Origin of the sequence: Devosia equisanguinis, from assembly GCF_900631955.1 — a bacterium.
GTDB lineage: Bacteria > Pseudomonadota > Alphaproteobacteria > Rhizobiales > Devosiaceae > Devosia > Devosia equisanguinis.
Genome location: NZ_UZWD01000008.1, coordinates 1 through 13,909 on the forward strand (window position 1 = coordinate 1; position 13,909 = coordinate 13,909).

A 13,909-nucleotide genomic window follows, 5' to 3' on the forward strand; every position below is an offset into this window, starting at 1 on the left:
TAGTCGCAGACATAGAACATGACACCCCCACCAATCAGAGAGTGCCAAATACCGCCGCCTCAACCGGCTGAACAGACGGGGTCAGCTTAGCGCTTACGCATAGAGGATAGTCTGCATAGGATATACCGTAGATGTACATATGGGTTATGTACGTTGATATATGTGTACGTTAGATCAAGTCAACCCTTATGGACACGCCTAGGATAGTTCTCTGGAGTGTACTCTAGGGTATACCCTTATGATCGCTAGCCTTCGGCTAAGACATCGGTTGGCAGTACGAGTCCAGGCTGGCTTTGCCAATTGCCTTCAGCACAGTTTTCCATGCCAAGATCGTTTCCCGACGCATGGGTGCAGCCCCTCCCCCTAATGTCATTGTGCAGAGTTCCCTGTAGGTCCCCCAATGCTGACCTTGGGACTAACAAGTGGTCAGGGCTAACGTAGGGGGTATGGGGGACTCAGCATCCTGAATTATAGTTAGATACCCCCCACGAAAATTTTCGTCGTTTTCACTTGTTGGCGCCACAGATGACCCATCCGCTATTTGCAGTAACTGCTACTGAAATTCAGTCACTGAACGACGAGCAGGCCCGTGAACTTGTTGCAAGGCTTTGTCGAGCCGAAGCAACTAGGGTAGGCGCCATTAAACCAAACACAACCTGGGGCGGTGATCAAAGGGCCAAGGACGGCGGCATAGATGTGCGATTCGAGGCTGACGACCTACCGAATCCTACTACGCATCTGCCAAGCAGACGCATCGGCTATCAGGTCAAAGCCGAAATCTTTCCACCATCGAAGATCGACCCAGAGATGGCCCCAAAGGGGGTATTGCGACGCTCCATTGTAGATTTTGCGGCCACCGGCGGAAGCTACATAATCGTGTCCACCAGAGACAGTGTTTCGGACAGTGCATTGTCAGACCGCTTGACCGCCATGAAAGAGTGTCTTGATGAGCATGGCCTGAGTGGGAAGGTGCACCTGGATTTCTTTGACAGCCGCCGCATGGCCGACTGGGCAGAGCAACACCCTTCTATTGTCGTGTGGGTGAAGAACGTACTAGGGGCAGCCCGTGCTGGGTGGCGTCCCTATGGTCCATGGGCCTACCATGAACAGGACACGCAAGCTCCCTACGTGATGGATGAGAAGGTCAAGGTCTTCGTACCTAATGCAGATGAAGGCAGTGACATCACTGTTGCGATTAATTCGCTAAGAGCCGACCTGCGTTCAGGGGCAACGGTGCGTTTGGTTGGCCTTTCAGGTGTTGGGAAGACCCGTTTAGTCCAGGCACTGTTCGATGAGCGAGTTGAAACCGGAACAAAGCATCTATCGCCTGATGCTGTAGTCTACGCCGATCTGTCAGACGATGTGGACCCTCAGCCTACTGCGATGGTCGAGGCTTTGAAGGACAACGGGCATGAAACGTACGTCGTTGTTGACAACTGTAGTCAAGAACTACACAGGCGGCTCAGCGAGATTGTTGCAAAGCCGGGCTCAAGGCTAGGCCTGATAACGGTCGAATATGATATTCGCGACGACCTTCCAGAGGGTACTAGTTGCTATCGTCTGGAAGGGTCATCTGATGCGGTCATAAAAGAGCTACTTGTACGACGATACAAACATCTCACTGCTCATGATGTTGACCGAGTAACGCAATTTTCTGACGGAAATGCGCGCGTAGCGTTTGCACTGGCAAGCGCATCAGAGCGAAGCAATGAGCTAGCTCAACTCACAGATGATGATCTGTTCAGGCGCCTATTTCACCAGAAGCATATTGAGAACGATGAGCTTCTCAGCGCCGCTGAGGCCGCAAGCCTTGTCTACTCGTTCGACGGCGAATCCACTGATGACTCATCAGAACTGGTCAGAATTGCATCAGTAGCGGGACTGTCCATCGCATCAATGTACCGGCACGTTGCCGAGCTGCAAAGACGAGGTTTGGTGCAGCAACGCGGAAAGTGGCGAGCCGTGCTTCCCCACGCCATTGCAAACCGCTTGGCCGCCAGGTCGCTAGCAAACTATCCCGCTAGCCAATTGATAGAGGCAATGCTGGACAAGGCATCGGACAGAGTAGCGAAGTCATTTTCTCGTAGACTTGGCTATCTGCATAGCTCAGCCCGAGCACGTGCCATCGTCGCAGAATTTCTAAAGCCAAACGGTCGGCTTGATGAGCTTGAGACGCTGAGTAATCTAGGTCGAGAGATACTAAAAAACGTTGCGCCCGTCGACCCGGCTGCAACTCTTAGTTGTCTTGTCAGGGCAGTGGGTCGCGCCGAAGTACTTAAGCTTGACGCATATGATGCGCAGGACTTCGTACAGCTAGCGAGATCACTAGCATATGATGCGGCGCAATTTGACGATTCACTAGCCGTGCTTCGGGCGTTTGCCGAGCGTCATCGCGTCTCAGATCGTAACAACTCTTCGCACGAAGCGATTTATTCTCTCTTCACCTGCCACTTATCTGGGACGCATGCCTCTCCTGAACATAGGGCCAGCACCGTCCTGTCTTTACTTAAGAGCCCAGCGGCACTGGACAGAGATTTAGGTCTAGAAGCGCTTAGTCATGCTTTTGAGACTGATCACTTCAGTTCTCAGTTTAGCTTTGAGTTTGGTTCCCGCAAACGGGACTACGGCTGGGCACCGCAAACGTACAGTGACGTAAAACGTTGGTACGGACAGTTCTTAGACATAGCTACAGAAATTGTGCGCCAGAAAAACGATGTTTCTGATGCAGTGAAGCAGGTACTTGGCCGAGCATTTCGCGGCTTATGGCGAGACGCTGGGATGTTGGATGAGTTGGAGGCGTTATCTAGGGAATTGGCGGCAGATGGTGGCTGGCCCGATGGTTGGGTTGGTGTTCGCGAGACGATCTACTGGAGCAAGAAGAGTTCGTCGCAAAAGACGATGCCCAGACTTCAGGCACTAGAGATACTGCTCGCCCCAAGGGATTTGATAGGACAGATTCGTGCGCAAGTGTTGTCACGAGGGGCGGCCACACTTGACTTACTAGAGGATGACGATGGTGATGCGGCAAGCAGCAACCCAATGGCCGGGTACAAGAAGGCGCAAGCCCAAGCCGAGCAACTAGGGAAAATAGCCTCCAGCGATACGACTGCCTGGGCCGAACTCCTGCCCGAATTACTGACGGACCGTGCCAGCGAGAAGACCCATCGTTTTGGCGTTGGCCTCGGGATAGGCTTGGACGAACCAGCGAAACTCTTAGCTGAAGCGAGGAGGACATTAGAGGAGGTGGGGAGCGGCAGAGTGGTGCTGATACCCATCAGGGGACTGTTACAGGGTTGGCACTCTAAGGACCCAGCAGCAGCCGACGCCTTCCTAGATGAAGCGGTAACTGACGAAGTTTGGGGGCCTTGGCTACCTGAACTGCAATGTGCAGTCGGTCTACAGGGCAAGGGTCTTGCCAGAGTTATGCAGTCCCTTGTGGCGGGATTGGCGCCAAACTTTCAGTACAGATATCTTTCTATGGGTAGAGCCACGGAGCCTTTGGATATTGCGGCCATCGCAGAATTGTTGAGAGCAATTGCCAGCCGTCCAAACGGACTTGATGTTGCTATCGACTTGCTTGGCATGGTTGTGCACTCAGCTCACGAACAAGGCGATCAATTCGTTCGCGATTCAGCGCTGCTTACGGGCGAATTTCTTTCCGATGTGGACTTCGGCACCCTTGATACGAACGACACAATGCATGATCACCACCTTGATCAACTGCTGACATTTGCACTTTCAAATAATGCGCCGTCTCACACTGACGAGGCGGTACTCAAGAACCTTCTTTCATGGGAGGCATCAAGCAGCCGGGTCTATGCATATCGTCGCGGCAAATACTTAACGCCGTTCTTCAAGCTGCGTCCAGAAATGACATTGAATGCTGTCTACCAGCCAGACAAAAATGGCAGCTATAATACTGCTCGCGCTCTAGCTGCCAATCGAGACAGTGACCGTGATCAGCGTCCGATGTCATTTCTTCCTGTAGAAATAACTCTTCAATGGTGCGGTCAATCCGATGACCGATACTCATTCATCGCTGAGACTTGCCTGCTCTACACGCCAAGTACCAACGAGACGAAGCAGTTGTCGGATATCGCGGGAGCGATTTTCAACGCCGCACCGGACAAGTCACAGATACTACGCATCTACGTGAGTAGGATACCGCCCATGGGCGGATCAGGCTCAATGGCGGCCAAGCTAAGGGGGCGCATACCCATTCTGGACGGCCTAAACACTGACGCTGACGAACGCTTAAAGCAGACGATCGCTAGTCAACGGGCACGCCTGACTGAACTTGCGTCAAGAATGGAGCGGCAAGAAGCAGAAGAAGAGCGTACCAGAAACGCCACTTTCGAATGAACGTTGGCACGGCTTACGACGAGTTGCGCACTTGATTGAAGCGTCCAACTTCGCATATGTGAGCCTAGCAGGTGAGACACTTGTCTCACCACCCATCCTACAGAACTCAGGCCATCCGGGCTTCTCAGACGATGGTGGACGCCCCGCTCAGGTCTACCGTTGTTGGGGACCCACATTCTGCAATTGTCGCTGCTACTGGCTAAGACCTTCTCGTTGCTCACCAAGTGCCAGCAGTCAGACAGATACCAACCGACAACTGGAGTGCTCATTTATCAACCATTGCCTACCGATCCTGCCATTGATAAGGGTGAGGCATTAAAGGGGGACATCGTGTTCCCCAGCGCCACCTGAGCCCCAGGATTTCCGGGCCTTTCAGGGTGTGGTGGTTTGCCCGCTCAGCTCCACCATTCCCTCTCAAGAAGTGATCGCCATGACGCGTTGCGGCGCTTGACCCGGCTTGGGACATGTCGCTACTCACAATGGAGGGAAAACGTTTACGGGAATAGCGAGCGGGATGTCGCGGCAGTCCAGTGTCCAGGGCAAACCGGACGCCACTTCAATGCCGACATCGCGCCAGCTGCTGCGTGCGCTCGAGACCATGGCCGGGGTGGGCTTCGGTATTTTCAATACCGATGATGGCACGGTCCGGTGGTCGGATGGCCTGCACGTGATGGCCTGCGATACCGAGAGTGTCGGGCGACCGCTGCCGCTCGATGCGATGGCCGACCTGTTTCACGCCGAAGACCGTCCCAGGCTTTTCGAGGCCTTCCATCAGATGATGCGCGGTTCGGCGCCGATTCATCGCCGCTTTCGCCTGGTTCGACCAGATCGAACGCTGCGGCTGCTCGACCTGCAGCCCCAGCAGCTGGTGGATGCCAATCACTACCCCTGTGGCTGGCTGATCTGCGTCCTCGACGTCACCGAAGCGGATAATCTGGCGCGCTTCGCGACCAGGGAGCGGCAGCGGCAGCAGGCCCTGCTGGGATTTTTCGACCCGGACCTGGCCTGGCTCAGTTCCGCCGATGCCCGGCAGATTGAACTCGTCTTCCGCTCCGATCGCACCGATGTGGCGGTTGATACTGCACTCACCCAAGACTGGCTGGAGCTGATCCACCCAGATGATCGCGAGGCGATGCAGGCCGTGTCGAGCGATACGTCCAAGGCATTGGTGCGCTGCCGGATCGCTGTGGCACCGGGTCAATATGCCTGGGCGGAAAGCGCCCGCATGCCGGTGCGCGATGCTTCGGGTATGCTGGTGGAATGGTTCGGTGTGACCCGGCTCCTGCCCGAGCCATCGGTTTCGGTGACCCGATCAGACGATGACAGCGCCATAGTCGGAATGACCGGCGCAACCATCCGCGCTGCCCGAGCCATGCTCGACTGGACCATTCCCATCCTGTCGCAGCGGGCCGGCGTCTCCGTCTCCACCATCATGCGCATCGAGGAGGCCTCTGATCCCACCCCGTCGACACGGCGGCCGGCGACCATGTCCAAGTTGGTTGCGGCGCTGAGTGATGGTGGCGTGGTGTTTCAGCATACCGTGACCGGGAAAATTGCGATCTCGTTGTAACATCTTGCCAATCAGGAAGAATTATTAGTGTTTTTACGCATTAGCTATGCGCCGGGCGCGCTTTGGCGGCGGCGTCCCGCACGAGGTTCAAATCAACGTCCTGGATGAAGCTAAGCGTGCCAGCAGGCCCCTGCCGGCACACAAGGAGCCCCGTACTGCGCGATGTCCGGTTTACGAGCACTCATTGCAAATCTGCGCTCCAGAGCCGCTGCGTCCTGGCGACGCCTTCATAGCGACGAGGCAGGAAATTTTGCCATTCTGGCGGCCCTGCTGCTGCCGGTGCTGATCGGTAGCACTGCGCTGGCCGTTGAATATGGGCAGGGCCTGGTCACGCGGGCGAAAAATCAGCGCGTCGCCGATATGGCCGCTTTCGCCGGGGCGGTGAATTACGGCTCCACCAATTCGGAAGTGCGCATGAAAGCCGTGGCGGCGCAGGTCGCAACACTCAACGGCATTGCTGCCGATCGGCTGACGGTGAGCCTCGTCCCCTCGCCGCGCGGCGAGGGCGAGGTGGTGCATGTGGCCATCGCGGTGGAACAGAGCATCGTCCTGGGAACGCTGCTGGGGGCGTTGCCGGAACTGTCGATCGTGACCAATTCCTATGCGTCAATCGGGGGCAAGAATACGCCGCCTGCCTGCATCGTGGCGCTTGATCGCAACCTTCCCGGTATCGTCCTGTCGGGTGGCACGCAAATCGCAGCGCCCAATTGCACCATTGCCTCCAATGCCAGCGTTGCCGTTCCCTGCGGCACCAGCATTACCTCCAAGGGCGTCACCTACGATACCAATCCGCCAACCAATGGCTGTAACGGTATCCGTGACCCGCAAGGCGGTGCCGCGCCAATCACCAAGACGACGACGCCCGATCCCCTGGCCGGCAATGCGCGCGTCGCCAGTGCCACGGCACGGTTGGCCAGCGTCGCGACCATGACGCCACCGACGACGCCGGTCGTCAAGACCGGCCCGGATCTGAGCTTTGGCTATACCACCCGTGCATCGATGCAGAACAAGGTGGCCCAGGCCGGCTGCTCGCTTGGCAATACTGCAGACTATAGCGGTCAGTGGATCGTCAATTGCGGGGGCCAGGCAAAGGTCTATAATTTCGGTGCCTTCACCGTACCCGGCGGCGTCAAGCTCGAGCTCAATGCCGAGCCCGGCAAGCGATTCGAATTCAGCGGCGGACTGCGCATCGAAGGCACGGCGAGCTTTCCGGCCGGAGAATATGTGATTGCAAAGGGCCTCTATGTGGCCTCAGGCACCGCCACTTTCGGCAAGGGGCGGTTTCACGTCGGTGCCAATACCTCCGGCTGTAGCTACAGCATCTGCACCCTTTCCGGCGGCAAGCTGACGATCGATGGTCCCAGTGCCTTCTCGCTCACTGCCGGGCTGAAAACCGGCGGTGGTGCCCGCATGGTGCTGGGGGCTGGGCAGACCAATGTCTTCGATATCGGTGCGGCTCGATTGACCAGCGGGGTCGGCAATGCCATCGATCTCGAGGGTGGCAGCACCACTATCCTCGCCGATGCCATGCCGGGTGATGCGGGCAACGATCCCGCCAGCTTCCGCGTGCATGGCCATATCAATGGCGGGGGAGGGGGCACTTGCTTCATCGTGAGCGCCGCACCGCACCACGATATTGCCGGAAACTTCATAGGCTCGGGCGCCGTCGTGCTCGGTGCCGGTATCTATACTATAGATGGGGCATTCCTTCTGGGCAGCAGTGGTGGCGGCGGTGCCACCTGCGATGGCCAGTCGATCAGCCTCATGGCCAATAATGTAAGCCTCGTTCTTTCCGGCAAAAGTGTCGGCACTGCCGGCAGTTGCAACGGCAAGGCCTTTTGTGTCGGCGCGGGCTACAGCAATATTGTGTTGCGGGCCCCCACCAGCGGCGCCTATGCGGGCCTCGCCGTGATCGGGCCGGTTGATGGCCGCACGGCCGGGGCCAGCTTGGTCGAAGGTGCAAGCAATGCGCGCATCTCCGGCGCCTTCTATTTTCCCACAGGGCCCATCGCCATGGGCGGGGGTTCTGGATTGGCGGGTGGCGGCGGCGACTGCCTGCAGATGATCGGATCGCGCATCGAATTGACCGGCGGCGCAGCAGCGGCCTCCGATTGCCTGGGCGAAGGGGGCGGCAGCGGCCGCAAAAAGCGGGTGGTGCTGGTGCAATGAAAGGCTTCCGTTGCCAGCTCCGCCGTTTCCTTCGGCGCGACAATGGCGTTTCGGCCATCGAATTTGCACTGGTGGCGCCAATCCTGCTGATGCTGCTGGCAGCGGTGGTGGATTTCGGGGCACTCATCTATGTGCGTTCACAGCTCGAGACAGCGATGTCGACGGCGACCGGCTATGCACTGGCCCATGGCCAAGAGGTGACGGCGCAGACGGCGCCAGGCCTCACGCTGTCGGTGGCGCGCATCCTGGCCGGCCAGGCCGGAGACGCCAGTTCGGTCAATATCAGCATCAATGGGGGGCCGCGCACCAGCGGCGCCGCGGGTGGCCTGCAGCAAAGCGGTACGGCAGCTTTGGCTGGCCTCTGCTATTGCCCCAGTCCCGCCAATGGCGCCATCTCCTGGGGCAATGCGCGCAGCTGCGGTTCGGCCTGTCCCGCCGGCGGAAGTGCCGGCAAATATATGACGCTCACGGCCATGGCGCCCTATACGCCGCTCTTTTTCAGCTATGGCCTGTCCGATGGCGGACAAATCGTGGTCACCGCAACGGCGGCGCTGCAGTGAGGCGAATGTTGCCGCGATTTCTGGGCGATAGCCGGGCTGCTTCGGCGGTCGAGTTCGCGCTGTTGATCGCGCCCTTCATCCTGCTGCTGTTCGGAATCATCGAGTTCAGCCGCGCCTGGTGGACCAAGCAGGCCATTCAGGACGTGGCTGGGGCTACTGCGCGCTGCTTTGGCGTCGGCCAGCGCGAATGCCTCTCAGCCAATGAACCGTCTGCGGCAGCGGCGGCTGAGTTTGCCCGCTCCCAGGCTGCGGCGCGCGGCGTGCGCCTCGAGGCCAACGGCATTGTGGTTACGCCCGATACCACATGTCAGGACATGGAAGGCGCCGTGGAGGTGATGCTCTCCACCAGGTTCGACTCGGTCTTTCCCTTCGAGAAGGTGATCAGCTTTTCGGCCAATGCCTGCTTTCTCGATTGGTCGGCGCTTTAGATCTCGCTTGAGCCCGTCACGACTGTGGGATGGGTGCCGTCGCGCTCCACCCCACCAGGACCGCCCTAATGGCGGAAGTGGCGCATGCCGGTCATCACCATGGCAATGCCGGCGGCATCGGCGGCGGCGATGACTTCGTCGTCGCGCATCGAGCCGCCCGGCTGGATCACTGCAGTGGCGCCGGCGGCGACCAGGGCTTCAAGACCATCGGCGAAGGGAAAGAAGGCGTCGGAGGCCACGACCGACCCCTGGGTCAGCGCGCCCTCGATCCCGGCCGCCTGGGCAGCATCGATCGACTTGCGATGGGCAACACGGGCGGAATCCACCCTGGACATCTGTCCTGCGCCGATGCTGGCGGTGGCGCCATCCTTGACATAGATAATGGCGTTGGATTTCACATGCTTGGCGACCTTGGCGGCGAGCTTGAGGTCGACCAGCTCCTGTTCTGTCGGCTGGCGCTTGGTGACGACCTTGAGGTCGCAATCATCGACACTCTTGTTGTCGCGGCCCTGGACCAGGAGGCCTCCGGCCACCGACTTGACCAAGAGGCCCTCTGCCTTGGCGTCGGCCATGCCGCCGGTCAGCAGCAGGCGGAGGTTTTTCTTGGCCGCAATGATGTCCTGGGCTTCCTGGGTGGCGGAGGGGGCGACGATCACCTCGGTGAAGACCTTCACGATCTCGGTGGCAGTCTCGGCGTCGATTTCGCGATTGGTGGCGACAATGCCGCCAAAGGCCGAAACCGGATCGGTGCGCAGCGCATTCAAATAAGCGGTCTTGAGGTCACCGGCCACCGCGACCCCACAGGGATTGGCGTGCTTGATGATGGCGACGGCGGCGGTCTCGGCGGGATCGAATTCGCTGACCAGTTCGAAAGCGGCGTCGGTATCGTTGATATTGTTGTAGGACAGCGTCTTGCCCTGCACCTGCGTGGCGGTGGCGACGCCGGGGCGGTTTTCACCGGTCTTGTAGAAGGCGGCCCATTGGTGCGGGTTCTCGCCATAGCGCATGACTTCGCTGAGCGTGCCGGCAAAGCTGCGATAGGTGACATCGGCGAAGTCGATCTCCCTGGCGAACCAGGTGGAAATGGCGCTGTCATAGGCAGCGGTGCGGGCATAGGCCTTGGCGGCGAGGCGCTGGCGCAGTTCGAAGGGAATACCGCCGGACTTGATGGCCTCGAGAATGGCCGGATAGTCGGCCGGGTCAACGACTACGGTGACAAAAGCGTGGTTCTTGGCCGCGGAGCGGACCATGGCCGGGCCGCCGATGTCGATATTCTCGATGATCTCGTCATAGCTGGCGCCCGAGGCAACGGTTTTCTCGAACGGGTAGAGGTTGACGGCGACGAGATCGATGGGACCGATCTCGTGTTCGTCCATCGAGGCCTTGTGCGCGGGATTATCGCGCACCGAGAGGAGGCCCCCATGCACCTTGGGGTGGAGGGTCTTGACGCGGCCATCCATCATTTCGGGAAAGCCGGTGAGATCGGAAATCTCGCGTACCGGCAGGCCGGCTTCGGAGATCAGACTGTGGGTGCCGCCGGTGGACACCAGCTCCACCCCGGCTTCGGCGAGCCCCTTCGCAAATTCGGTCATGCCCGATTTGTCGAAAACCGAAAGCAGTGCCCGCCCGACCTGTACCGTCTTGCCCATGGGATGTGTCTCGCCATCAAGTGTGGAGGAATTTGCCGGCTCGCTAGCACGAAGCGGGTAAAAGGCCAATGACGGATTGCGCCCCAGAGGGGTTGATCACTGTTCCTTGGTGAAAATCCAGGCCACTTCGTGATCGGCCGAGATGTCGGCCTCCAGTACCAATTGCTGGGTGCGGTGAAAGCCGAGATAGGCCGATTGGCGCACGCTGTCGTCCTGGCGCAGGCTGGCGCCCTCCCAAAGGAAGGACCAGACCGAGCCGTCCGGTAGCGTCAGCCGCACAATGCTTTCGCCGGCCGGCCGGCGTGGGGTGACCCCGGGACCCAGATGAAAACGGATGGCCAGATGACCCTTGGGATGGTCGCCGGCGACGACGACGCGGTCCTGCCCCACCAGCGTCGTCCCACCCGAGATCAGCGTCAGGTGTCGCTCGATCTCGACGCCGAACCGGGACGCATAGCCATTGGTCTTGAGGCCCAGCATGTGTTCGGCCGTGTTGATATCCATGGCGGGGCCTGTAGCCGGGCCCGAAAAGAGCCGCCCCTTGAGCGGCATTGCATCCTCTGCATCGATGGTCGGCGCCGAATGGGCTATCGCCTGGCGAAACAGCGCCCGGCTTTCCGGAAGATCGGATGGGGCCGGGCCGCAGGAGCCCAGGATGAGCTCGCGCCCATGCGCGAACTCGAACCCCAATGCCCCAGCATGGGCCTCGCCATCAAACCCCGATGGTGGACGCAGGCCGGAATCCACCACCACAACGCTTTCACCGTCGCGCAGAATGCCATAGCCGCCGATCAGTTGCGACCTTCGGGAGGCCGAGGGACCGTGGGCCTGCACGGCCACCAGCACATCATGGGGAACCTGGCCGCAGCCATTGAAATAGACGGGCTCGCCGGTGGACAGGGTCAGGGCGTCGAGCGCTTCATGCATGCGGTCGACGCGATTGGCGAATTCGGCCATGGCGGCGCTGCCATATTGGGTGGCGGCGCGGCGCAGGCTGGCAAGATCTACCAGAAGGTTGAGCTGCAGGCGCGGATTGCGCGACAGATGCAGCCCATCGCCATCGACCTGCCGCGCCAAGACGCCGTTGAGGCGGATGAGCTTGTCTTCGATTTCGGTGTTTTCGGCCGCAGAACACAAGGCGGCGCCCAATAGCCCCATGGCAGCAAAAAGCTCTTCCACCGGTTCGTCGGCCAGGCCGCCGCGCACACGCAGGCTTTGCACCTGTGTGCCCAGATTGCGCTGGATGGTTTTCATCTGCTCCGGGGTGGCGCCGTCAAGCAGCAGTGTCAGGTGCCGAAGCCAGTTGAGGACACGCTGGGCGGTCAGCATCAGTGTCCAGGTGTCGCGATCAAACTGGCCCTCGCGCCCGATCCAGTCGAGCACCAGCGTGCGGGCGAACTGCCGCTCGCCGGGGTCGCGGCAGTCGCGGAAATGACGCAGCCAGGAAAAGCCCTGCAGATTGTTCCACCAGTCCGGGTGGTCGATATCGATGGAAAAAGGCGAGGTGCCGCCGGTTTCCACCAGCTTGGAAGCGAGCAGGTAGCGGCCCGCCATCATCTCGCGCACCGTCTCGCGGTCGGAGGGACGGAAATCGGGCAGGTCGCCGGTGAAATTGACCTCGCCCTGACCCTGCCAGGTCCAGCGCAAGAGCGGCTGGGTGACGAGGCTATCGGCCAAGCCACGCGACAGCCGGCGCGCGGTATAGGTTAACCGCACGCTCACCGATATGCCTCCTGCCGGGTTTTCGCCCGGGCCGGCATCCGTCCGCCGCGCTCTGTCACCAGTCCTGTCCTTGCCGTGGCCTTGATCACCACGCCTGAATTCACGTCACTTTCGCTGAGCCGAAGCGGCTTGGCCATGGCCTATCGCGTTCGCCGGAACCGCGCCACGAAGAAACCGTCCATTCCACCGTTTCGTCCACCCGGCGCCAGGCCCGGATGGGTGCGCACATGGCCCTTGTCGGTGACAGCCTCGGTGAGCACCGCCATTTCGTCGGTGCCGATGGGGTCGGCTTCAAGACTCGACAGGGCATCCAGCGCCCAATCGGCCTGGGCTTCGCCTTCCTCGGGCTCGAGGGAACAAACGCAATAGATGAGGCTCCCGCCCACCGCCAAATTGGCAAAGGCATTGGTAAGCAGCGCCCGCTGCAGGCGCACGCGGCCGGCGATATCGGCGGCGTTGCGGTGCCAAAGGATTTCGGGATGGCGGCGGAAGGTGCCGGTCGCCGAACACGGCGCGTCGAGCACGATGGCATCGAAGGGCGTTTCCGCGCGGTAGCTGGAGGCATCGGCGGTGATGATCTCGGGGGCATAACCCAGCCGGCTCATATTGACGGATAGCCGTTCCAGCCGCGCCGAATCGCTGTCGAGCGCGGAGACCTCGAAGCCGGCTTTGGCCAATTGGGCGGTCTTGCCACCGGGGGCGGCGCAGAGATCGAGTACACTGGCCCCGGGGCTTGCACGCAGCAAACGAGCGGGAATGGCGGAGGCGGCGTCCTGTACCCACCAGCGTCCGGCATCATAGCCGGGCAGGGCTTCAACGGGTCGGTCGCGGCTGGCAAGGCGGACCGAATCGGCCATCAGCCGCTCGGCGCCGAGCGCTTCGACCAGCTCGTCGTCGTCGTCGCGCAAGGTCAGGTCAAGCGGCGCGCCCTCGATCAGGGCTTCGGCAAAAGCGTCGAGCGCGGTCTCGCCATAGGCCGATGTCCAGCGGCTTCGCACGGCCTCGGGCAGCAGGAGGCGTTCGTCCATCAGCCCGTAGCGCGCCGAATTGGCCTGCGCCTTGCGCAGCACGGCGTTCATCAGGCCGGTCAAATGGCGAGCCTTGTTGTCTTTCTTGAGGGCTTCGACGGCGAGAAACAGGGCGCTGTGGGCGCCCAGATCGGGCAGGAAGACCAGTTGCGCCAGCGACAGGCGCAGGACCGCCTCGAAGGTGCCAGAGCGGGCGGGCAGGCCTTTTTCCAGCAGTTCCGCAATGATGACGTCGATCTGCCCATGGCGGCGCAGGGCGGTGGTGATCAGGCGATTGGCCATGGCCCGGTCGCGGCCATCGGCGATATCGCTTGTTGATAGGGGCGCAAAATGCTCGCCGCCCAAAACGGCACGAAGGCGTTGGGCGGCGGCAAGGCGGAGGGAAAGCCCCGCCGGTTCGGGTTTGTTGGCCACTTGTTAT

General features: G+C 60.3%; 8 protein-coding genes. 5 read left to right on the forward strand and 3 right to left on the reverse strand.

Annotated features, from left to right (window positions below; all coding sequences use genetic code 11):
* The first annotated feature begins 525 nt into the window (after nt 1-525).
* The 5 genes from DEVEQU_RS02635 to DEVEQU_RS02655 all read left to right on the forward strand — a co-directional run bounded on the left by DEVEQU_RS02635 (nt 526) and on the right by DEVEQU_RS02655 (nt 9,089).
* The gene (locus DEVEQU_RS02635) at nt 526-4,362 is read left to right on the forward strand and encodes a hypothetical protein (RefSeq protein ID WP_126149025.1); all 3,837 of its coding nucleotides are present in this window, start codon (nt 526-528) and stop codon (nt 4,360-4,362) included.
* A 559-nt stretch (nt 4,363-4,921) separates the two neighbouring features.
* A complete protein-coding gene (locus tag DEVEQU_RS02640; protein WP_164550208.1) occupies nt 4,922-5,932 on the forward strand; it encodes a PAS domain-containing protein in 1,011 nt (336 codons plus the stop codon).
* A gap of 162 nt (nt 5,933-6,094) precedes the next feature.
* Entirely contained in the window at nt 6,095-8,101 is a 2,007-nt protein-coding gene (locus tag DEVEQU_RS02645; protein ID WP_126149027.1) for a pilus assembly protein TadG-related protein, read from the forward strand.
* Nucleotides 8,098-8,661 (forward strand): TadE/TadG family type IV pilus assembly protein, encoded by a 564-nt coding sequence (locus DEVEQU_RS02650; RefSeq protein WP_126149028.1) that lies wholly within the window; start codon nt 8,098-8,100, stop codon nt 8,659-8,661. The genes DEVEQU_RS02645 and DEVEQU_RS02650 overlap by 4 nt, the downstream gene beginning before the upstream one ends.
* Before the next feature lie 5 nt (nt 8,662-8,666).
* Complete coding sequence (locus DEVEQU_RS02655) at nt 8,667-9,089, forward strand: TadE/TadG family type IV pilus assembly protein (protein WP_126149029.1); 423 nt, start codon at nt 8,667-8,669, stop codon at nt 9,087-9,089.
* 65 nt (nt 9,090-9,154) lie between these two features.
* Here the strand turns inward: DEVEQU_RS02655 and purH are convergent, their stop codons facing one another.
* From purH to DEVEQU_RS02670, 3 genes are all read right to left on the reverse strand, one after another.
* Nucleotides 9,155-10,738, reverse strand: coding sequence for a bifunctional phosphoribosylaminoimidazolecarboxamide formyltransferase/IMP cyclohydrolase (purH, locus tag DEVEQU_RS02660; RefSeq protein ID WP_126149030.1), 1,584 nt, complete (start codon nt 10,736-10,738; stop codon nt 9,155-9,157).
* 96 nt (nt 10,739-10,834) lie between these two features.
* On the reverse strand, nt 10,835-12,460 hold the full coding sequence (locus DEVEQU_RS02665; protein ID WP_126149031.1) for a heparinase II/III family protein: 1,626 nt from the start codon (nt 12,458-12,460) through the stop codon (nt 10,835-10,837).
* Nucleotides 12,461-12,600: 140 nt separating this feature from the next.
* Nucleotides 12,601-13,902, reverse strand: coding sequence for an RsmB/NOP family class I SAM-dependent RNA methyltransferase (locus tag DEVEQU_RS02670; RefSeq protein WP_126149032.1), 1,302 nt, complete (start codon nt 13,900-13,902; stop codon nt 12,601-12,603).
* Nucleotides 13,903-13,909 lie beyond the last annotated feature (7 nt).